General features: G+C 61.4%; 20 protein-coding genes. 6 read left to right on the top strand and 14 right to left on the bottom strand.

The features are described from left to right. Positions 1-61 precede the first annotated feature (61 nt). Positions 62-1,174: an OmpA family protein gene (locus tag CFII68_RS07790; protein WP_018610804.1), complete on the top strand. Its 1,113-nt coding sequence runs from the start codon at positions 62-64 to the stop codon at positions 1,172-1,174. 24 nt (positions 1,175-1,198) lie between these two features. Beyond that, complete coding sequence (gene pdxH / locus CFII68_RS07785; protein WP_018610805.1) at positions 1,199-1,846, top strand: pyridoxamine 5'-phosphate oxidase; 648 nt, start codon at positions 1,199-1,201, stop codon at positions 1,844-1,846. Here pdxH and CFII68_RS27015 read toward each other — a convergent pair. Further along, positions 1,794-2,078, bottom strand: coding sequence for a hypothetical protein (locus CFII68_RS27015; protein ID WP_018610806.1), 285 nt, complete (start codon positions 2,076-2,078; stop codon positions 1,794-1,796). The genes pdxH and CFII68_RS27015 overlap by 53 nt on opposite strands. Before the next feature lie 171 nt (positions 2,079-2,249). Between CFII68_RS27015 and CFII68_RS07780 the strand changes: the two genes are divergently transcribed. Further along, positions 2,250-2,714 carry a glycine zipper 2TM domain-containing protein gene (locus tag CFII68_RS07780; RefSeq protein WP_003184697.1) on the top strand — a complete coding sequence of 155 codons (465 nt, stop codon included), beginning with the start codon at positions 2,250-2,252 and terminating at the stop codon, positions 2,712-2,714. A 976-nt stretch (positions 2,715-3,690) separates the two neighbouring features. Here CFII68_RS07780 and nhaA read toward each other — a convergent pair. Then, positions 3,691-4,878 (bottom strand): Na+/H+ antiporter NhaA, encoded by a 1,188-nt coding sequence (nhaA, locus tag CFII68_RS07775; protein WP_018610807.1) that lies wholly within the window; start codon positions 4,876-4,878, stop codon positions 3,691-3,693. Positions 4,879-5,146: 268 nt separating this feature from the next. Here nhaA and CFII68_RS07770 point away from each other — a divergent pair, with 268 nt between their 5' ends. Continuing rightward, positions 5,147-6,241 (top strand): PLP-dependent cysteine synthase family protein, encoded by a 1,095-nt coding sequence (locus tag CFII68_RS07770; RefSeq protein WP_018610808.1) that lies wholly within the window; start codon positions 5,147-5,149, stop codon positions 6,239-6,241. A 168-nt stretch (positions 6,242-6,409) separates the two neighbouring features. On the opposite strand, the gene CFII68_RS07765 is transcribed toward CFII68_RS07770, so the two are convergent. The 3 genes from CFII68_RS07765 to CFII68_RS07755 all read right to left on the bottom strand — a co-directional run bounded on the left by CFII68_RS07765 (position 6,410) and on the right by CFII68_RS07755 (position 9,550). Then, on the bottom strand, positions 6,410-8,023 hold the full coding sequence (locus CFII68_RS07765) for an NAD(P)/FAD-dependent oxidoreductase (protein WP_018610809.1): 1,614 nt from the start codon (positions 8,021-8,023) through the stop codon (positions 6,410-6,412). Positions 8,024-8,096: 73 nt separating this feature from the next. Further along, positions 8,097-8,771 (bottom strand): COG3650 family protein, encoded by a 675-nt coding sequence (locus tag CFII68_RS07760; RefSeq protein ID WP_018610810.1) that lies wholly within the window; start codon positions 8,769-8,771, stop codon positions 8,097-8,099. Between the two features lie 179 nt (positions 8,772-8,950). Continuing rightward, complete coding sequence (locus CFII68_RS07755; protein ID WP_018610811.1) at positions 8,951-9,550, bottom strand: short chain dehydrogenase; 600 nt, start codon at positions 9,548-9,550, stop codon at positions 8,951-8,953. A 104-nt stretch (positions 9,551-9,654) separates the two neighbouring features. Here CFII68_RS07755 and CFII68_RS07750 point away from each other — a divergent pair, with 104 nt between their 5' ends. Then, positions 9,655-10,569, top strand: a complete 915-nt coding sequence (locus tag CFII68_RS07750) for a LysR family transcriptional regulator (protein WP_018610812.1) — start codon at positions 9,655-9,657, stop codon at positions 10,567-10,569. Positions 10,570-10,706: 137 nt separating this feature from the next. Here the strand turns inward: CFII68_RS07750 and CFII68_RS07745 are convergent, their stop codons facing one another. The 9 genes from CFII68_RS07745 to CFII68_RS07705 form a co-directional block, all read right to left on the bottom strand. Further along, on the bottom strand, positions 10,707-11,183 hold the full coding sequence (locus CFII68_RS07745) for a DoxX family protein (protein WP_018610813.1): 477 nt from the start codon (positions 11,181-11,183) through the stop codon (positions 10,707-10,709). After that, on the bottom strand, positions 11,180-11,938 hold the full coding sequence (locus CFII68_RS07740; protein ID WP_018610814.1) for a DUF2063 domain-containing protein: 759 nt from the start codon (positions 11,936-11,938) through the stop codon (positions 11,180-11,182). Before CFII68_RS07740 ends, CFII68_RS07745 begins: the two co-directional genes overlap by 4 nt. Beyond that, positions 11,935-12,804: a DUF692 domain-containing protein gene (locus CFII68_RS07735; protein WP_033062784.1), complete on the bottom strand. Its 870-nt coding sequence runs from the start codon at positions 12,802-12,804 to the stop codon at positions 11,935-11,937. Before CFII68_RS07735 ends, CFII68_RS07740 begins: the two co-directional genes overlap by 4 nt. 25 nt (positions 12,805-12,829) lie before the next feature. Beyond that, positions 12,830-13,135, bottom strand: coding sequence for a DUF2282 domain-containing protein (locus CFII68_RS07730; RefSeq protein ID WP_014336888.1), 306 nt, complete (start codon positions 13,133-13,135; stop codon positions 12,830-12,832). Between the two features lie 371 nt (positions 13,136-13,506). Beyond that, complete coding sequence (locus tag CFII68_RS07725) at positions 13,507-14,208, bottom strand: ABC transporter ATP-binding protein (protein ID WP_014336889.1); 702 nt, start codon at positions 14,206-14,208, stop codon at positions 13,507-13,509. Beyond that, entirely contained in the window at positions 14,209-14,976 is a 768-nt protein-coding gene (livG, locus tag CFII68_RS07720; RefSeq protein WP_014336890.1) for a high-affinity branched-chain amino acid ABC transporter ATP-binding protein LivG, read from the bottom strand. Further along, complete coding sequence (locus CFII68_RS07715; protein WP_018610816.1) at positions 14,973-16,241, bottom strand: high-affinity branched-chain amino acid ABC transporter permease LivM; 1,269 nt, start codon at positions 16,239-16,241, stop codon at positions 14,973-14,975. The genes livG and CFII68_RS07715 overlap by 4 nt, the downstream gene beginning before the upstream one ends. Further along, positions 16,238-17,161 carry a high-affinity branched-chain amino acid ABC transporter permease LivH gene (gene livH / locus CFII68_RS07710; RefSeq protein WP_014336891.1) on the bottom strand — a complete coding sequence of 308 codons (924 nt, stop codon included), beginning with the start codon at positions 17,159-17,161 and terminating at the stop codon, positions 16,238-16,240. Before livH ends, CFII68_RS07715 begins: the two co-directional genes overlap by 4 nt. A gap of 230 nt (positions 17,162-17,391) precedes the next feature. Next, a complete protein-coding gene (locus CFII68_RS07705; protein WP_014336892.1) occupies positions 17,392-18,519 on the bottom strand; it encodes a branched-chain amino acid ABC transporter substrate-binding protein in 1,128 nt (375 codons plus the stop codon). 340 nt (positions 18,520-18,859) lie between these two features. Between CFII68_RS07705 and CFII68_RS07700 the strand changes: the two genes are divergently transcribed. Next, on the top strand, positions 18,860-19,165 hold the full coding sequence (locus tag CFII68_RS07700) for a DUF2288 domain-containing protein (RefSeq protein ID WP_014336893.1): 306 nt from the start codon (positions 18,860-18,862) through the stop codon (positions 19,163-19,165). Positions 19,166-19,377 lie beyond the last annotated feature (212 nt).

The following is a 19,377-nucleotide window of genomic DNA, read 5'->3' on the forward strand; positions in this document are numbered from 1 at the left end:
CTGTTTATACGGCCAAAACATGGCCTTTGTTTTTCCATTTACATCATTTTGTGGATATCCAATGTCATCGAATAAAACCCTCGCTCTGGCGCTGTGCTTCGCTATTACCGGTTGCGCACAAACCCCACAAAATGATGCCGAGGGCGGCGGTAGCTGGTGGTCGTTCGGCTCTTCCGACAAGGTCGTGGCCAAGGAAACGGCGCCAGCGGCGCCTCTGAAACCGGCCGCCGTCGCCCCGCAAGCCAAGGCCGAGAGCACCACGAGCGGGTGGTGGCCGTTCTCTTCCGATGACGCTGCCGACGTCGCGAAGAAAGAAACCGTCAAGCCTCAAGACAAGCCCGAAGCCAAGGCACCGGCCGTTGCCAAGGCCGAAGCCGAAAGCAACGGCAAGTGGTGGTGGCCGTTTGGCGGCAAGGATCAGGAAACCGCCAAGGCGGTGCCGATGCCCGATCCGAAAGTCACCCAGGCCTGGCTCGACGACTACGAGCCGAAGCTGCGCACCGCCATCAAGGACAGCAAGCTCCAACTCGAGCGCCGCGACAATGTGCTGGTGGTCACCGCGCCGGTCGACGGCTCCTTCAACCCGGACCGCCCGGCCATGCTGCTGCCCGTGACCCTCGGCCCGTTCACCCGTGTGGCGAAGATCCTTGAAGCCGACCCGAAGACCGCCGTGCTGATCCTCGGCCACGCCGACACCTCGGGCGCCGCACCCGCGAACCTGAAACTCAGCCAGGAGCGTGCCCAGTCCGTGGCAGCGATTTTCCGTCTCAGCGGCCTGCAACGTGATCGCCTGATGCTGCGCGGCATGGGCGCAGTGGCGCCACGTGCGGCCAACGACAGTGTGGAAGGTCGTGCCTTGAACCGTCGTGTGGAACTGCTGGTCACGCCGGCCAACACCATGGTTGCGCTGCTGAGCAAATACAACATGCCGGCACCTGCGCCAGTGACGCTGGTGGCGGCCCAGGACGTGAAACCCGCGGCGCCGGCCCCAGCGCCTGCGGCTAAAAAAGCCGTGACCCCGACCAGCAAAAAAGCACCGGCCAAAAAAGCCGTGGCCAAGGCGCCTGCCAAGAAAGCCCCAGCCAAGGCCACTACTGCGGCGAAGAAAACCCAACCGGCCAAAGCCGCCACCAATACCAAGAAAGTCGCGGCCGCCGATACCCCCAAGCAGTGATGGGCTAACCACAAGGAATGCGCCATGACCCAACCGCTGGCTGATATGCGCCGCGACTACACCCGCGATGGCTTGACCGAGGCGCAAGCCCCGGCCGAGCCGTTTGCACTGTTCCACCACTGGTTCGCCGACGCGGTGAAAACCGAGCAGGCGCCGGTGGAGGCTAACGCCATGACCCTGGCGACGGTGGATGCAGAAGGGCGCCCGCACTGCCGGATCCTGCTGCTCAAGGGGCTGGATGCCCTGGGCTTCACGTTCTTCACCAACTACGACAGCGCCAAGGGCCAGCAACTGGCCGCGAACCCATTTGCGGCCATGACGTTTTTCTGGCCAGCCCTGGAGCGCCAGGTGCGGATCGAGGGCAAAGTGGTGAAGGTCACGGCGCAGGAGTCGGACGCCTATTACCAGGTTCGCCCGCTGGGCAGCCGTCTCGGCGCCTGGGCTTCACCCCAGAGCCGAGTGATTTCGGGGCGCTCTGAGCTGGACGACTTGCTCAAGGCCACCGAACAACGCTTCAGCGACAGCCAACCGCACTGCCCGGAGCATTGGGGTGGTTATCGTTTGCTGCCCGAGCGCATCGAGTTCTGGCAGGGTCGTCCGAGCCGCCTGCACGATCGCCTCAACTACCGCCTGCAAGGGGCGAACTGGACGCGCGAGCGTCTGGCGCCTTAGTGTCGGGGTAACCTGCCGCAGCGGTTTTAAGCCATTGCGGCAAGTCCCGACGCTTGACTCCTTGTTCCTGGGCACGGGCCAATTGTTGCAGCATGTAGGTCTTTTTCTGCTCATCCTGCCCCGCCAGGGACAGCGCCAGATCGCGGTCCATCCAGCGTTTGATTCGTACGTACAGCCACCAGTGGAAGTACAAACCGGCCACGGTGACCGCGACGATGATGAAATAATCCATGAAAAATCCCCGGGTTGATGACGCAGGTTTCGGAAATTGGCGCTACTGTTTGGTGAATTTTTCGGGTGCGCCTGTATCCCACCTGAATGAAAACAATTTTATCCCGGCGAGGCCGTGACAGGCGTCAAGCTGCGGAGTTTAATGAATCCCTGTCTTTTGGAGTTTGATGCTATGCGTAAGTCTGTTTTGCTGGTTGCTTCCTTTTCCACGATGGCGATGTTGCTCACTGGCTGTCAGTCGAGCCTGACCGGTGACTCCTACTCCCGTGACGAAGCGCGTCGCGTGCAGACGATTCGCATGGGGACCATCGAGTCCTTGCGTCCGGTCAAGATCGAAGGCACCAAGACCCCCATCGGCGGTGCGGCTGGTGCGGTGGTCGGTGGTGTTGGCGGCAGCGCCATCGGCGGTGGCCGTGGCAGTATTGTCGCCGCTGTGATTGGCGCGGTAGCTGGTGGCCTGATTGGTTCTGCTACTGAAGAAGGTTTGACCCGTACCCAGGGTGTGGAAATCACCGTGCGTGAAGATGACGGTAGCATGCGTGCCTATGTGCAGCAGGTTCAGGAGAACGAGGTATTCCGTGTGGGTGAGCGGGTTCGTATTTCCACTGTGGATGGTACGAGTCGCGTATCGCACTAAGCTTGGTTAGGTAAGAGAAAAAACGGCGCTTGTTCCTGAACGGGAAGGCGTCGTTTTTTTATGGCTTCGTTTCGGGAGACGGCGTGTATATCCGTTTCTTTGGTAACGGCTACTTAGGGTTCCGCCCTTACGGCGGCTCACTTTTGAGAAGCGCAAAAGTAAGCAAAACGCTTCTGCCCCACCACTCGGTGCCTCGCCTAGGCTCGGCATGCCTGAACGAAGGCATTGCTCCGTGGGCCGCCGCGAAGGGCCATCCATGGCCCAGCGCGGCTAACCCGGCATCCATGCCGGGTTGCCCACTGCGCAATACCTTCGTTCAGCCAGCGTGGTTAACGGGGCGCCCCAGATCAAAAGCAGAACCGAGGCGGCCTGATAGCCGACCTGGTTCTGGGTGGGACCGCGTTTCTCCCGTGGGAGCGAGCCTGCTCGCGATGGCGGTGGTTCAGTCACATGGATGCTGGGCTTGCTGGCCTCATCGCGAGCAAGCCCGCTCCCACAGGGGGGCTGTGTTGGATATGAGTTTTGTGTCCGCTGAGGATTGAATGTGGGAGCGAGCCTGCTCGCGATGGCGGTGGTTCAGTCACATGGATGCTGGGCTTGCTGGCCTCATCGCGAGCAAGCTCGCTCCCACAGGAGAAACACGTTCACCCAAAACCAGGTCGGCTACTAGGCCGCCTCGTGGTGGACGTTGATCTCGGCGCCCCGTTAACCACGATGGCCGAACGCAGGCATTGTGGAGTGGGTATCCCGGCATGGATGCCGGGATAGCCGCGCTGGGCCATGGATGGCCCTTCGCGGCGGCCCACGGAGCAATGCCGGAGTGAGGGCATGCCGAGCCTAAGCGAGGCACCGAGTGGTGGGGCAGAAGCGTTTTGCTTACTTTTGCGCTTTTCAAAAGTGAGCCGCCGTAAGGGCGGAACCTTAAGCAGCCGTTACCGCAGCAACGGATATGCACACCCCTCCTGGCAGCCAGGAATCAGCTTGGCAATGCAGGCTGCTTGCGACTGGCCGCCGCCGTCACCGCATAACCGAGCAACGCCGCCAGGATCGAACCCGTGAGAATCCCCATCCGGTCCATGCCGGCGTAATCACTCACACCCGGCTCGAACGCGAGGGACCCAACGAACAGGCTCATGGTGAACCCGATACCGCACAGAATCGCCACACCCAATACCTGGCCCCAATTGGCGCCGGCGGGCAAGCTGGCGATGCCGATCTTCACGGCCAGCCAGGTCAGGCCGAAGACGCCGATGGTCTTGCCCAGCAGCAGGCCAATGGCGATGCCCATCGGCACGTCATGGGTGAAACTCTCGACAGTGATGCCACTCAGGGACAGGCCGGCATTGGCGAAGGCGAACAGCGGCAGAATGCCGTAGGCCACCCAGGGATGCAGGGCATGCTCCAGGGTTAGCAGTGGCGAAGTCTCGGCGTTTTTCGTGCGCAGCGGGATGCAGAACGCCAGAGTCACCCCGGCCAGCGTGGCATGGACACCGCTCTTGAGTACGCAGACCCAGAGGATCAGGCCAATGACCATATAGGGCCCGAGCTTGACCACACCCATCCGGTTCATCGCCACCAGCGCAGTGATGCAGGCGGCTGCCAGCATGAGCGACAAGGTCGACAGGGCGCCGGAGTAAAAAATCGCGATGATGATAATGGCGCCCAGGTCGTCGATGATCGCCAGGGTCATCAGGAACAGCTTGAGCGACACCGGCACCCGTTTGCCGAGCAAGGCCAGCACGCCGAGGGCGAATGCGATGTCGGTGGCCGTCGGAATCGCCCAGCCAGCGAGGGCGGCCGGATTGTCGCGGTTGAGGAACCAGTAGATCAGGGCCGGTACCACCATGCCGCCGATCGCTGCTGCGCCCGGCAGGACGATTTGCGAAGGTTTCGACAGTTGCCCATCGAGGACCTCACGCTTGACCTCGAGGCCGATGAGCAGGAAGAACATCGCCATCAGGCCGTCGTTGATCCACAGCAGCAAGGGTTTGGCGATCTTCAATGCGCCGACCTGGGCGACCACCGGCGTGTCCAGCAGGCCGTTGTACAGCCAGGAAAGGGGCGAGTTATTGATGGCCAGGGCCAACACGGCGGCGGCGATCAGCAGCAGGCCGCTGGCGGCCTCCAGTTGGAAAAAACGTGTCAGAGAATTGCGTAGAGCCACGATCGCTCTCCATTCATTGAATCAAAAAGATGGCACACCCTAACCCGTACTGTTAGTTGTTAAAACAAAAGTTATATTCTTTTTTGTTATATGTCGTTACAACGCCAGCGCCACGCAGTCGGGCAGTTATGGGCCATATTGGACCTTAGCTGTACCTGTGCGCGATGTAGGTTTTTTCCTAAGCTTGCGACTGGTTTTTCCGAGACCACGTTGCGCCTGTATGACCACCAGGTTTCCCTGCGTCGAACCGAGCCAGTGAGAAAACACCATGAACGACCACCGCCAGTGGGCGCGCGAAGCGATTCGCATCATCGAGGCTGACTTCCAGCGCAGCGCCGATACCCACCTGATTCCGCTGCCGCTGCCTGGCCTGCCGGGCATCGAACTGTATTTCAAGGATGAATCCAGCCATCCCACCGGCAGCCTCAAGCATCGGCTGGCGCGTTCGCTGTTTCTCTATGCGTTGTGTAATGGCTGGCTCAAGCCCGGTGCGCCGGTGATCGAGGCCTCCAGCGGCTCGACAGCGATTTCCGAGGCCTATTTCGCCAGGTTGCTGGGCCTGCCGTTCATTGCGGTGATGCCGGCGACCACCTCCCGGGAAAAAATCGCACAGATCGCTTTCTATGGCGGCCAGAGCCACCTGGTGGACGATCCTACGCAGATCTACGCCGAATCCGAGCGCCTGGCCCGCGAGCATGATGGGCACTTCATCGACCAATTTACCTACGCTGAGCGCGCCACGGACTGGCGGGCCAATAACAACATTGCCGAATCGATCTTCCAGCAGATGCGCTTCGAGCGGCACCCGGAGCCGAGTTGGTTGATTTCAAGCCCCGGCACCGGCGGCACCACCGCCACCCTGGGGCGCTACGTGCGTTATCGCCAGCACGGCACCCGCGTGCTGTGTGCCGACGCCGAGCGTTCAGTGTTCTTCGACTACTACCGCAACGGCGATGCCAGCCTGCGCCTGGATTGCGGTTCACGCATCGAGGGGATCGGCCGGCCCCGGGTCGAAGCGTCGTTCTTGCCGAAAGTCATCGATGCGATGGTCAAGGTCCCGGACGCCTTGTCGCTGGCGGCCATGCATTACCTGGCCCAGCGCTTGGGACGACGGGTCGGCGGGTCCAGCGGCACCAACCTGATCGGCGCCCTCATGGCGGCCCGGCAGATGGTGGATGCGGGTGAGTCGGGGTCGATCGTGGCGATTTTGTGCGACGGTGGCGAGCGCTACGCCACGACCTATTACGACCCGGCGTGGCTCAAGGCCCAGGGGTATGAGTTGAGTGAGCTGATGGACATCGTGGCGGCCAGTGTGGAGCGGGGCGAGGTGCTGCCGGAGAGTGTGTTGCGGGCGAACATCTGATCCTGAAAACCCTGAGGTCTTTTGTGGGAGCGGGCTTGCTCGCGAAGGCGCTGGGTCAGTCAACTTATCAGTGAATGATGCACCGCATTCGCGAGCAAGCCCGCTCCCACAGGGTCATGCTGTTCACTTAAGCAACAAATCCAGCCTTGAGTGAACAGCATTGGCCCCTCAGGCCTCGAGACCGAGGATATCCCGCGCCACCGCCTCGGCAATCCGGATTCCGTCTACGCCCGCCGACAGGATCCCGCCCGCGTAACCGGCGCCTTCACCGGCCGGGAAAAGGCCCTTGACGTTCAGGCTCTGCAGCGATTCGTTGCGGGTAATGCGCAGGGGCGATGAGGTGCGGGTTTCGATGCCGGTCAGCACGGCGTCGTGCAGCGAGTAACCGCGAATCTGTTTCTCGAACGCCGGCAGGGCTTCGCGGATCGCTTCGATGGCGAAGTCCGGCAGGGCCAGGGCCAAGTCGCCCAGGGACACCCCTGGCTTGTAGGAAGGTTCGACGCTGCCCAGTGCCGTAGACGGCTTGCCGGCGATGAAATCACCCACCAGTTGCGCCGGGGCTTCGTAGTTGCTGCCGCCGAGCACGAAGGCGTGGGATTCCAGGCGTTCTTGCAGCTCGATCCCGGCCAGCGGGCCACCCGGATAATCCACTTCCGGCGTAATGCCGACGACAATGCCGGAGTTGGCGTTGCGCTCATTGCGCGAATACTGGCTCATGCCGTTGGTCACGACGCGGTTCGGCTCGGACGTCGCCGCCACCACGGTGCCGCCCGGGCACATGCAGAAGCTGTACACCGACCGGCCATTCTTGGCGTGGTGCACCAGTTTGTAATCGGCGGCGCCGAGTTTCGGATGGCCGGCGTACTTGCCCAGGCGTGCGCTGTCGATCAGCGATTGCGGGTGTTCGATACGGAAACCCACCGAGAACGGCTTGGCTTCCATGTACACGCCGCGGCTGTGGAGCATGCGGAAGGTGTCCCGGGCGCTGTGGCCCAGGGCCAGGATCACATGTTTCGAATGAATCTGTTCGCCGCTGGCCAGTTCGACGCCGACCAGTTGGCCGTCCTCGATCAGCACATCGGTAACCCGCTGCTGGAAGCGCACTTCGCCACCCAGGGCGCGAATCTGCTCACGCATGGTTTCCACCACGCCGGTCAGACGGAACGTGCCAATGTGCGGCTTGCTGACGTAGAGGATTTCTTCCGGCGCCCCGGCCTTGACGAATTCGTGCAAAACCTTGCGGCCAAGGAATTTCGGATCCTTGATCTGGCTATAGAGCTTGCCGTCGGAAAACGTCCCTGCGCCGCCTTCACCGAACTGCACGTTGGATTCGGGGTTGAGCACGCTTTTGCGCCACAGGCCCCAGGTGTCCTTGGTGCGCTGGCGCACTTCCGGGCCACGCTCGAGGATGATTGGCTTGAAGCCCATCTGTGCCAGCAGCAGGGCGGCGAAGATCCCGCACGGGCCGAAGCCGACCACGATCGGCCGCTCGCTCAGGTCAGCCGGTGCCTGGCCCACCACTTTGTAGCCGACATCCGGCGCCTCGTTGACGTTACGGTCATCGGCGAACTTGCGCAGCAGGCTGGCTTCGTCGCGCACCGTCAGGTCGATGGTGTAGATGAAGCACAGTTCGGAGGATTTCTTGCGCGCGTCGTAGCTGCGCTTGAACAAGGTGAAGTCGAGCAGGTCATCGCTGGCGATGCCCAGGCGCTGCAGGATGGCAGGGCGCAGGTCTTCTTCGGGGTGGTCGATCGGCAGCTTGAGTTCGGTGATTCGTAACATGGTGGGATCCGGTTCGCGGGATGCACAACTGCACCAGGGCGTGAACCGGCGATTATAAGCCAAAAGCTGTGAATCAGTCGTTGCGCGCACCACCAAAGTAGGCGCAGCCACGCTGGACCTGACCGTTGACCCGCAATTCGGCGCTCATGTGTTGCACGCTGCCGGTGGTGCTGTCGACGCAGCGCTGGGCGGCCAGCCAGAGCTCGACCTTCTGGCCGTTGGCTTCGGTGCTGAGGTTGAAGCGGCCGTCGCCCAGTTGTTCTTCAAGGTAGGGCACCGCCAGCGTCGGTTGGCCTTCACGCTCAAGCACCATGCCCTTGCCGCTGGCCTTGAGGTTCCACTCCGGACCATGACCGGCGGCACGCAAGACCAGCAGTTTGAAATTGCCGTCATCGCAAGCGCTGCCCGAGCGTTCCAGGCGGTACAACTGCTCCAGGTCCAACTGGCTGTCGGTGCCGGCTGCTGCGCTGGAGACGATACGACCGCGCACATCGGCAAATAGTTTGCCTTGGTCATCGGCCAGGCTGGCGGCCTGTTGCAGCACGCTGGTGCCACCGCTGTCGTTGACGATGTAGCGGCGCTGTTCCTGGCACGGCTGGAACACCAGCTTGCCATCGGCTGCCGTGAGCTCGCCCTGCATGCGCGTCTGGCCGGCGTGGGAGGCGCTCTGACGAGGGGCGTCGAGCAATTGGCAGCCGGTGAAGAGCGGCAGGAGGGCGACAAACAGCAGGGAGCGGGCGGCACGCATCATTGGGTCTCCAGACAAGTGCCGCCACGTTACTCAGACTGATCCCACATCACAACCCGTAGGAGCCGTGTAGGAGCTGTCGAGTGCAACGAGGCTGCGATCTTTTCCCAGACACTTGCACCGCAAGCGAAAGATCAAAAGATCGCAGCCTGCGGCAGCTCCTACGGGTAGAGCGTCGGCTAGCCCACGTGAAAGGTCTGACCGGTTTGTAGGCCTTCGACACTCTTGGCGTAGGCCAATGCAACATCGACGGCCGGGACCGGTTTGTAGCCGCGAAAGTACGGGGCGTACTTGTCCATGGCTTCCAGCAATACGTTCGGGCTCACCGAGTTGACCCGCAAGCCCCGTGGCAACTCGATTGCCGCGGCGCGCACGAAACTGTCCAGGGCGCCATTGACCAGGGCCGCCGAAGCACCACTCTTGATCGGATCGTGGCTGAGCACGCCGGTGGTGAAGGTGAAGGATGCACCGTCGTTGGCGAATTCGCGACCGATCAGCAGCAGGTTGACCTGGCCCATCAGCTTGTCTTTCAAGCCCAGGGCAAAGCTGTCTTCGGTCATGTCGGCCAGGGGCGCAAAGGTGACGTTGCCGGCGGCGCAAACCAGGGCATCAAAACGGCCGGTCTTTGCGAACAGCGCGCGGATTGAAGCGCTGTCGCTGATATCCACCTGCAGGTCACCGCTGTGGCGGCCGATCCGAATGATCTCGTGGCGCGGCGACAGTTCGTTATCAATGGCCGAACCGATAGTGCCGTTGGCGCCGATCAACAGGATTTTCATGAGCTGTTCCTCAATGGGTTGAATGAGTTTTCAGTCTAGAGAGGTTCTTTCCATTGATAATCATGCTAATAGGCAACCTTTGGTTTTCATTTGGAAACAATCCAATGAGCGAAATGGATGACCTGGCGGCGTTTGCCGTGTTGATGGAGGCCGGCAGCTTCACCCAGGCGGCCCAGCAGTTAGGGTGCAGCAAGGGCCAGTTGTCCAAGCGCATCAGCCTGTTGGAGAGCCGGTTTTCGGTGCTGTTGCTGCAACGCACCACGCGGCGCTTGAGCCTTACGGCGGCAGGGGCGGCGTTGTTGCCCCAGGCCCAGGCGCTGTTGGTGCAGGTGGAACGGGCACGTCAGGCATTGGCGCGTTTGAAGGACGATATTTCTGGGCCGGTGCGTATGACGGTTCCGGTTTCGTTGGGTGAAACGTTCTTCGAGGGCTTGCTGATGGAGTTCGCTCGTACGTATCCCCACGTACAGATCGAACTGGAGCTCAACAACGGTTACCGTGACCTGACCCGCGATGGTTTCGACCTGGCGATCCGCTCCGACGCCGCTATCGATGAGCGGCTGGTGGCCCGGCCATTGCTGGCGTGGCACGAAATGACCTGCGCCAGTCCGGCCTACCTCGAACACTATGGCGAACCCGAGACGCCCCAGGCCCTGGCCGAACATCGCTGCTTGCTGAACAGCCACTACAGCGGTCGGGAAGAATGGCTTTACCACCAGCAACACGAGCTGCTGCGGGTCCGGGTGTCGGGACCATTCGCCAGCAATCACTACAGCCTGCTGAAAAAAGCCGCCCTGGCCGGCGCCGGAATCGCCCGGCTGCCGTCGTATTTGCTGCATGAAGAGTTGGCCGATGGACGCCTGCACTGGCTGCTGCGCGACTACCAGACCCGGCGCATGCCGATGTACCTGGTGCACCCGTACCAGGGCGGCCTGCCCAAGCGCACTCAGGTGCTCGCCGACTACTTGATCGACTGGTTCAAGCGCAGCGGCGAGGCGTTGGATCGGCTGCAGCGATAGCCCAGCCATTTGACACCATTGGACACCCCCTTGTGGGAGCGGGCTTGCTCGCGAAGGCGGTGGGTCAGCTTGCATAAATGCTGGATGTGCCGCCGCCTTCGCGAGCAAGCCCGCTCCCACAGGTGTCCCAGGGTCAGTCAGCGGGCGTAGCGCTTGGCAATCAGGTGGTCGATGGACAGTACCCCCGGCCCACGGGCCATCAGGTAGAGCAATACCGCCGCCCAGGTGCCATGGGTCGGGTAGGCGTCCGGGTAGACGAACAGCTGGATGGTCACGGTCATGCCCAGCAAGGCCAGCGCTGAAAAGCGGGTAGCCAGGCCAAACAGGATCAGGACCGGGAACACATGCTCGGCAGAGGCCGCCAGGTACGCGGCCAGTTCCGGCGACAGCAGCGGCAGGGCGTATTCGCTTTTGAACAGGGGAATGGTCGAGTCCGCCAGCCGCGGCAGGCCGATCTGGAAAGTGCCGTCGAACAAGTCGATGGCCAGGCCTTCGATTTTGGTCTGGCCGGACTTCCAGAACACCGCGGCAATCGAGAAGCGCGCGATGAAGGCGATCAGGCTGTAGGGGATTTTCTCCAGCCATTGGATGGAACCGGCAATCAGGGCGTTCATGGGGATATCTCTTCAGCCAGGAGGTGAGTGATGGCCTGGTGGCGGATGAGCCCGGCCAGGGTGTGTTCAAGGTCGAGGTCGATCGAGGCTTCAATGGCCGCGGTCAGGGACACTCTCTGTTGCAGGGCCGTGATGAACCCATGGGCAGCGTGACTGATCGCAAACACTTCCACGTCGAGACCGTGGCGCAGCACCAAGGCGTTTTGCGCAGAGAACGCTTCGAATGGCACGGGCATCTGGTGCTGATGGGCGGCCCAGATCGTCACCACGGCGAAGGGCGATTGCAGCAGCCGTAGTGACGGGTGCAGACCGACCTTCAGGTGCCTTGTCTGTGTGGGGGACGATAGCGCCTCGACGATCTGTTCTGCGGCCATGGGCTCGGCGTCGGCGGCATGCCAGGCTTTCACGTGCAGTCGCTCCAGTCGGGCGACGTCCGCCAGGTACGGCACGCAGGCGGCGGGTTCGAAGCGTTCGATGAACCCGGCAAAATCATCCCCGTAGTCGCTCATCACCGGGCTTTGCGGTGGCGCCGACTGAACGTAGACCCCAGCCATGCCTCGGAAAAATTCCTCGCCCACCAGTTGCGCCACCACCGGGTAATTGTCGGCCAGGGCGTTGATCAACGAGCTGAGCACGTTGTTGCGGTACACCGCGAAGCGGCTCTGCGGGTCGGCGCCATTGGTGCTGACCACGCCGGGTGGACATGCCTTGCGCGGGTCGAGCAGGGCGGCGGCGAATGCGTGCTGGCCGCTCATGGCCGGGCTCCGGCGGTGGCTAAAAGTTGATCGGCCTGGCGCGCCTCGGCCAGCAGTACCCCCCAGGGAGGGATGTGGTTGTCGCGCTCGATCAGCGTGGCTACCGGCCCGGTCCGCTCCAGTACCTGGAGATACAGTTGCCAGACGTCGTTGTCGATGGGCGCGCCGTGGTTGTCTATCAGCAGGCGTGCGCCGAGGCTGTCGGTGTCCTCGGCAAAGCCGGCCAGGTGAATTTCACCGGTCGCTTGCAGGGGCAGGGCGTCGAGGTAGGCCAATGGATCGCGGCAGTGGTTGACGCACGAAACGTAGACGTTGTTCACATCCAGCAGCAGGCCGCAGCCGGTGCGCCGGATCACTTCGCTGATGAAGTGTGGCTCGTCTAGGGTCGAGGCCTCGAACGCCAGGTAGGTGGCCGGGTTTTCCAGCAACAGCGTACGTTTGAGGCTCGACTGCACTTGGTCGACGTGTTCGCAGACCCGGTCGAGGGTCGCTTCGTCGTAGGCCAGGGGGAGCAGGTCATTGAGGAACACCGGGCCGTGGCTGGACCAGGCCAGGTGTTCGGAAAAGGATTGGGGCTGATAGCGTTCGACCAATGCGGCCAGGCGCTGTAAATGCGCAACATCCAGCGGCCCCTCCCCACCGATCGACAGGCCGACGCCGTGCAGCGACAGCGGGTACTGTTCGCGTATCCGCCCCAGGAAGTGATGAAGCGGCCCGCCAGCCACCATGTAGTTTTCCGCGTGCACCTCGAAAAAGCCCAGGTCCGGTCGGGTCTGGAGCACCTCACGAAAATGCTCGCTCTTGAGCCCCAACCCTGCCCTTGGCGGCAGCCGGCTATCAGTGGCGAGGGAGGGGGGATTCAACATGCTGGCGGGCCTCAGGCAGATGCGATCAGGACTTGGCTTTGAACGCTTCGAGCTGGCCGAAACCAGTCGGGGAGGTTTTGCTTTCCATGGTGGTGCAAGTGCCTTTGGGTACCGATTTCCAGGCGTTGCCCTGATAGTCCATTTTTGCCGTACCGGCGCAGGTGGTGCCGGCACCGGCGGCGCAGTCGTTCTTGCCTTTGAGGGCAACGCCGAAGCATTTTTCCATGGTGTCGTCGGCTGCGTGGACGGTCGAGACGGCTGTCATGCTCAGGGCGGAACCCAGGGCCAGGATCAGGGCGGTGGCGGACAGGGTGCGGGTCGAAGCAGTCATGATGATTCTCCAGTCATTCAGGGAAATGAACCGGCGTTAGCGCCGGTCTACTGAACTAGAGAGGGGAGATGGGAAAGCGTTACAGCGATCTGTCGATTTTTTGTTCGCCCCGAAAAATCCAATGTGAAGGGGAGTTATATGTGGCGAGGGGATTTAGCGAAACGTCGCACCGCCCCGTTGGGCTGCGAAGCAGTCCCCAAAACCAGCTCTGCAGTGTGTCAGGTTCATCGAAAGCTGCAATCAAAGGGCTGCTCCGCAGCCCAGCGGGGATAAATCCCCTCGCCACAATTGTGTTCTCCTGCCACCGTTATGCTTGTTTGAAATACGGGCAAAAAAAAACGGCCCGAAGGCCGTTTTTTATTGCTGCAGACTCAACCGCCCAGGTACGCCTCGCGTACTTTCGGGTCGGTCAGCAGGGCTTCACCGGTGCCTTGCATCACCACGCGACCGTTCTCCAGCACGTACGCCCGGTCGGCGATTTTCAGCGCCTGGTTGGCGTTCTGCTCCACCAGGAACACCGTCACGCCGTCCTTGCGCAGTTGTTCGATGATGTCGAAGATCTGCTGGATGATGATCGGTGCCAGGCCCAGGGAAGGCTCGTCGAGCAGCAGCAGCTTGGGCTTGCTCATCAGCGCACGGCCGATGGCGAGCATTTGCTGTTCGCCGCCGGACATGGTGCCGCCGCGCTGGGTAAAGCGTTCTTTCAGGCGTGGGAAAAGGTGCAGGACCTTGTCCATTTGTTCCTGAAAGTCGCCCTTGTCGGTGAAAAAACCGCCCATGGCGAGGTTTTCTTCTACGGTCAGTCGGGCAAATACCCGACGGCCTTCCGGCACCACCGCGATGCTCTTGCGCATGATGTGCGACGAGTCCTGGCCCACCAACTCCTCACCCATGTAGCGGATGCTGCCGCTGTGGGCCTGGGGCGAACCGCAGAGCGTCATCAGCAGGGTGGATTTGCCGGCGCCGTTGGCACCGATCAGCGTGACGATTTCGCCCTGGCGGACCTCGACGTTGACGCTGTGCAAGGCCTGGATCTTGCCGTAGAAGGTGGAAACGTTTTCGAATTGCAGCATTTACGCTTCCCCCAGGTAGGCTTTGATCACTTCAGGATTGTCGCGGATCTGCTCTGGCGAGCCGTTGGCCAGGGGGGTGCCCTGGTTGATCACGACGATGTGGTCGGAAATGCTCATGACCAGCTTCATGTCGTGCTCGATCAGCAGCACAGTGACGTTGTGCTCCTCGCGCAGCACGCCGATCAGGGCTTTCAGGTCTTCGGTTTCCTTGGGGTTCAGGCCGGCGGCGGGCTCGTCGAGCATGAGGATCCGCGGACGGGTCATCATGCAGCGGGCGATTTCCAGGCGCCGTTGCTGACCGTAGGCCAGGGTCCCGGCGGTACGGTTGGCGAACTCCTTGAGATTGACCTTCTCCAGCCAGTACTCGGCGTACTCCATGGCCTCGCGTTCGCTTTTGCGGAACGCCGGGGTCTTGAACAGGCCGGCAAAGAAGTTGGTGTTCAGGTGACGGTGCTGGGCGATCAGCAGGTTTTCGACCGCCGTCATGTCCTTGAACAGCCGCACGTTCTGGAAGGTGCGCACCACACCCTTGCGGGCGATCTGATGGCCGGGCAGGCCCTGGATCGGCTCGCCGTCCAGCACGATGGTGCCGCCGGTGGGCTGGTAGAAGCCGGTCAGGCAGTTGAACACGGTGGTCTTGCCCGCGCCGTTCGGCCCGATCAGCGCAACGACCTGTTTTTCTTTCACGGTCAGGGCCACGCCGTTGACCGCCAGCAAGCCGCCGAAGCGCATGCTTAGATTTTCAACCTTGAGGATCTCGCGGCTCATTTGCGCAGCTCCGCTCTTAGTTTAAGTTCGGGGCGTTGCATCGGCAGCAGACCTTGAGGACGCCAGATCATCATCAGCACCATCAAGGCGCCGAACATCAGCATGCGGTATTCGCTGAATTCACGCATCATTTCCGGCAGCAGGATCATCACGATGGCCGCCAGGATCACGCCCAACTGCGAGCCCATCCCGCCCAGCACCACGATGGCGAGGATGATCGCCGACTCGATGAAGGTGAAGGACTCCGGCGTCACCAGGCCCTGGCGGGCGGCGAAGAAGCTACCGGCAAAACCGGCGAACGCAGCGCCGAGGGTGAAGGCCGACAGTTTGATCACGGTTGGGTTGAGACCCAGCGCACGGCAGGCGATTTCGTCTTCACGCAATGCCTCCCAGGCGCGGCCGATCGGCATGCGCAGCAGGCGGTTGATGACGAACAGCGCGGCCAGGGCCAGCAACAGCGCAACCAGGTAGAGGAAGATCACCTTGTTGATCGAGTTGTATTCCAGGCCGAAGTACTCGTGGAAGGTCTGCAGGCCTTCGGCGGCTTTACGTTCGAAGGTCAGGCCGAAGAACGTCGGTTTCTCGATGTTGCTGATGCCGTTCGGGCCACCGGTGATGTCGGTCAGGTTGCGCAGGAACAGACGGATGATCTCGCCAAAACCCAGGGTCACGATGGCCAGGTAGTCACCGCGCAAGCGCAGGACCGGGAACCCCAGCAGGAAACCGAAGGTGGCGGCCATCATCCCGGCGATCGGCAGGCAGATCCAGAAGCTCAGGCCGAAGTAGTGGGACAGCAGCGCATAGCTGTAGGCGCCGACGGCGTAGAAGCCGACGTAACCCAGGTCCAGCAGACCGGCCAGGCCTACGACGATGTTCAGGCCCAGGCCGAGCATCACGTAGATCAGGATCAGCGTGGCGATGTCCACCGCGCCGCGAGAGCCGAAGAACGGCCACACCAGGGCCACGACGATCAGGCCCAGCACGATCCAGCGCTGGGTCGACGGCAGGGTCAGGAAGTTGCTGGCCTTGGCCGGGATCACCGGCAGGCCGGGCGAGGACTTCCACATGGCGCTGATCTGCGTGCTGAACAGTACGCGCACGAACATCAGCAGCGAACACACGGCGATGCTCGCCAGGATGGCCGGGCTGGTGCCGTGCACTTCCAGGTTGATGCCGACGATGGTCAGTTTAAGACCCAGTACCGGGTAGGCCACGGCCCAGACCAGCAGGGCGCTGAAGAGCGCCGATTTGAGATGCCTAGTCATACTTTTTCAACCTCCGGGCGGCCCAGGATGCCGGTCGGCCGGAACAACAGAACCAGAACCAACAAGCCGAATGCCACGACGTCCTTGTACTGGTCGCCGAAGATGTCGGCGCCAAAGGCTTCCGCCACGCCCAGCACCAGCCCGCCGAGCATTGCCCCGGGGATGCTGCCGATGCCGCCCAGTACCGCGGCGGTGAAGGCTTTCAGGCCTACGAGGAAGCCGGCGTTGGGGTTGATCACGCCGTATTGCATGCTCAACAGCACCGCGGCGATGGCCGCCAGGGCCGCACCGATGACGAAGGTCAGGGCGATGATGTTGTTGGTGTTGATGCCCAGCAGGTTGGCCATCTTGATGTCCTCGGCACAGGCGCGGCAGGCGCGGCCCAGGCGGGAACGGGAGATGAACAGCGTGAGGCCGAGCATGGCGACCAGGGTCACCACGAACACCACGATTTGCATGTAGGAAATCAGCACTTCATGTGCCCCGCCTGGTCCGATGGCAAAGTTGCCCGGAATCAGGTTGGGTATGGATTTGTCCTTGGAGTCTTGCGAAAGCAGTACCGTGTTCTGCAGGAAAATCGACATGCCGATGGCGGAAATCAGCGGGATCAGACGGTTGCTGCCGCGCAGGGGGCGGTAGGCGATCCGTTCGATGCTGTAGCCATAGGAACTGGTGACGACGATGCTCGCGATGAAAGCCGCGGTCATCAACAGCGGGACACTGTCGAGTCCCATCATGGCCAGCCCGGCGATGGCGATGAACGCCACGTAGGAGCCGATCATGTACACCTCGCCGTGGGCGAAGTTGATCATTCCAATGATGCCGTAAACCATCGTATAGCCGATGGCGATCAGGGCATACGTGCTGCCAACGGTCAGGCCGTTAACCAGCTGCTGGAAGAAGTGATAGATGTCAGGCATTACAGCGCTCCTAAAAACCTGATACGCATTTCACTGGTGGAGTCATTTTCCCGCCCGGGTCCCGTGGATCTGCATCCACTTCGAACACGAGGTTTGCCAGCGAACCGCTGATGACGGTTTTGAGATTTTCAGGTGGGGAGACTGGCGGATCACGCCAGCGCGGCCCAATACATTTAAAACAAAGCCCACGGCACGCCGTGGGCTTTATTGGCAGTCAGTCAGGCCAGGCCTTACTGAGGCGAAGCTTCGGTTTTAGGTTTGCCGAAGTGCCACTCGTAGACCACGAACTTGAAGTCCTTCAGGTCGCCCTTCGCGTCGAAGCTCAGGTCACCGGTTGGGGTCTTGAAGGTGCCGGCGTGGATGGCTTCAGCCACTTTGCCTGCGTCTTCGCTCTTGGCAGCCTTGATAGCGTCGGCGATCACGGTCACTGCGGAGTAGGACGGGAACACGAACGGACCGCTCGGGTCTTCTTTCTTGGCCTTGAAGGCGTCAGCCAGGGCGATGTTGGCAGGGTCCTGGTCGAAAGATTTCGGCAGGGTTACCAGCAAGCCTTCGGAAGATTCCTTGGCGATCTGCGAGATGGAGTCGTTACCCACGCCTTCCGGCCCCATGAACTTGGCCTTCAGGCCTTTTTCCTGGGATTGACGCAGGATCAGGCCCAGCTCCGGGTGGTAGCCGCCGTAGTAGACGAAGTCGACGTTGGCTTGCTTGAGCTTGGCGATCATCGAGGAGAAGTCTTTGTCGCCGGCGTTCACGCCTTCGAAGACGGCCACTTTCACGCCTTTGCCTTCGAGGGTTTTCTTCACGGCGCTGGCGATGCCTTCACCGTACTGCTGCTTGTCGTGCAGGACCGCAACGACTTTCGGCTTGACGTGGTCGGCGATGTAGTTGCCGGCCGCAGGGCCTTGGGCGCTGTCCAGGCCGATGGTGCGGAAGATCATCTTGTAGCCGCGAGCGGTGATGTCCGGGCTGGTAGCGGCCGGGGTGATCATGATCACGCCTTCGTCTTCGTAGATATCCGAAGCGGGCTGGGTGGAGCTGGAGCACAGGTGGCCAACCACGAACTTGATGCCGTCGTTGACGACTTTGTTCGCGACCGCTACCGCTTGTTTTGGATCACAGGCGTCATCGTATTCAACGGCGACAAGTTGCTTGCCGTCGACGCCGCCCTTGGCGTTGATCTGTTCGATGGCCATTTTCGCGCCGCTGAACTGCATGTCGCCGTATTGGGCTACGGGGCCGGTTTTAGGGCCGGCGATGCCGATCTTGATGGTGTCGGCGGCGAACGAATGGCTGGCAACCCCGGCCAGAACCATAGCGGCAAACAGTTTGGAAATCTGCTTAGTAGCCTTAGTCATAGTGCTCCACTCATGCTGTTGTAGTTTTTATAGTCCTGGCGCCGTAGCAGCAGAACCGGGTCAGATATCTTGGATACCCTCGCGGAAAATGCCCCCGGCAACTGTACCGGTACAGTGTAGAGCGCCGATTGTTGGCAAGGGAAGCTGGCGCTTGGGGGCAAAACCTGAGGGTGTCGCTTAATTGAAAGAAAAAGACAGAATAGCGGCGGGGTTTTGTCCGGTCATATCGGCAATCCTTGGCTTTCCTGCGCTTTTCATTCGGTACCGCAATTGCTACCGGGTTTTTCTGCCAGACCACCGACGTTATCATTCGCGCCGATTTCTTTTCCGGACAGGTCCCATGAATCAAGAACCTAGCACCCTCTATGCCAAACTGCTTGGTGAAACCGCATCCATCACCTGGAAAGAGCTGGAGCCGTTCTTTGCCAAGGGTGCCCTATTGTGGGTCGATCCGGCATTGGATTTGATCGCCGCCGCCGAGGCCGTCGCCCAGGACGAAGGTACCAAAGTCGCCGCCTGGCTGGCTGCCGACCAGCTTGCCAAGCTGTCTGAAACGCGGGCGCTGGATTTTCTGGAGCGCGATCCGCCGCTTTGGGCGGTGGTGGTTTCGCCCTGGATTATGATCCAGGAAAGGGCGTCGAACTGATCGATGCACCAAGTTGGTTCGGGTTTTTTGTCCGCTGAAAGTGTGTAGGTGAGTAGCGTGATGGCGTCCTGCCGTGGCGAAACGCCACAGGGGAGGGTGACGTATACGTAACGGGAACAGTTTATGGAGCAGCCTTTGGGCTGCTCAATTGTTTCTGGATGTTGTTTCGGTGGTGTATTCAAGGCCGCCTTCGCGAGCAAGCCCGCTCCCAC

The sequence above is a fragment of the Pseudomonas sp. CFII68 genome, assembly GCF_000416195.1.
GTDB lineage: Bacteria > Pseudomonadota > Gammaproteobacteria > Pseudomonadales > Pseudomonadaceae > Aquipseudomonas > Aquipseudomonas kilonensis.

Coding starts and splice junctions, on each gene's coding strand:
- CFII68_RS07765 (WP_018610809.1), bottom strand. CDS start 8,023: ATGTTACGAATCACCGAACTCAAGCTGCCGATCGACCACCCCGAAGAA.
- CFII68_RS07770 (WP_018610808.1), top strand. CDS start 5,147: ATGAACGACCACCGCCAGTGGGCGCGCGAAGCGATTCGCATCATCGAG.
- livG (WP_014336890.1), bottom strand. CDS start 14,976: ATGAGCCGCGAGATCCTCAAGGTTGAAAATCTAAGCATGCGCTTCGGC.
- CFII68_RS07715 (WP_018610816.1), bottom strand. CDS start 16,241: ATGACTAGGCATCTCAAATCGGCGCTCTTCAGCGCCCTGCTGGTCTGG.
- pdxH (WP_018610805.1), top strand. CDS start 1,199: ATGACCCAACCGCTGGCTGATATGCGCCGCGACTACACCCGCGATGGC.
- CFII68_RS07725 (WP_014336889.1), bottom strand. CDS start 14,208: ATGCTGCAATTCGAAAACGTTTCCACCTTCTACGGCAAGATCCAGGCC.
- CFII68_RS07705 (WP_014336892.1), bottom strand. CDS start 18,519: ATGACTAAGGCTACTAAGCAGATTTCCAAACTGTTTGCCGCTATGGTT.
- CFII68_RS07745 (WP_018610813.1), bottom strand. CDS start 11,183: ATGAACGCCCTGATTGCCGGTTCCATCCAATGGCTGGAGAAAATCCCC.
- CFII68_RS07790 (WP_018610804.1), top strand. CDS start 62: ATGTCATCGAATAAAACCCTCGCTCTGGCGCTGTGCTTCGCTATTACC.
- CFII68_RS07730 (WP_014336888.1), bottom strand. CDS start 13,135: ATGACTGCTTCGACCCGCACCCTGTCCGCCACCGCCCTGATCCTGGCC.
- CFII68_RS07780 (WP_003184697.1), top strand. CDS start 2,250: ATGCGTAAGTCTGTTTTGCTGGTTGCTTCCTTTTCCACGATGGCGATG.
- CFII68_RS07700 (WP_014336893.1), top strand. CDS start 18,860: ATGAATCAAGAACCTAGCACCCTCTATGCCAAACTGCTTGGTGAAACC.
- CFII68_RS07750 (WP_018610812.1), top strand. CDS start 9,655: ATGAGCGAAATGGATGACCTGGCGGCGTTTGCCGTGTTGATGGAGGCC.
- livH (WP_014336891.1), bottom strand. CDS start 17,161: ATGCCTGACATCTATCACTTCTTCCAGCAGCTGGTTAACGGCCTGACC.
- CFII68_RS07760 (WP_018610810.1), bottom strand. CDS start 8,771: ATGCGTGCCGCCCGCTCCCTGCTGTTTGTCGCCCTCCTGCCGCTCTTC.
- CFII68_RS07755 (WP_018610811.1), bottom strand. CDS start 9,550: ATGAAAATCCTGTTGATCGGCGCCAACGGCACTATCGGTTCGGCCATT.
- CFII68_RS07735 (WP_033062784.1), bottom strand. CDS start 12,804: ATGTTGAATCCCCCCTCCCTCGCCACTGATAGCCGGCTGCCGCCAAGG.
- CFII68_RS27015 (WP_018610806.1), bottom strand. CDS start 2,078: ATGGATTATTTCATCATCGTCGCGGTCACCGTGGCCGGTTTGTACTTC.
- CFII68_RS07740 (WP_018610814.1), bottom strand. CDS start 11,938: ATGAGCGGCCAGCACGCATTCGCCGCCGCCCTGCTCGACCCGCGCAAG.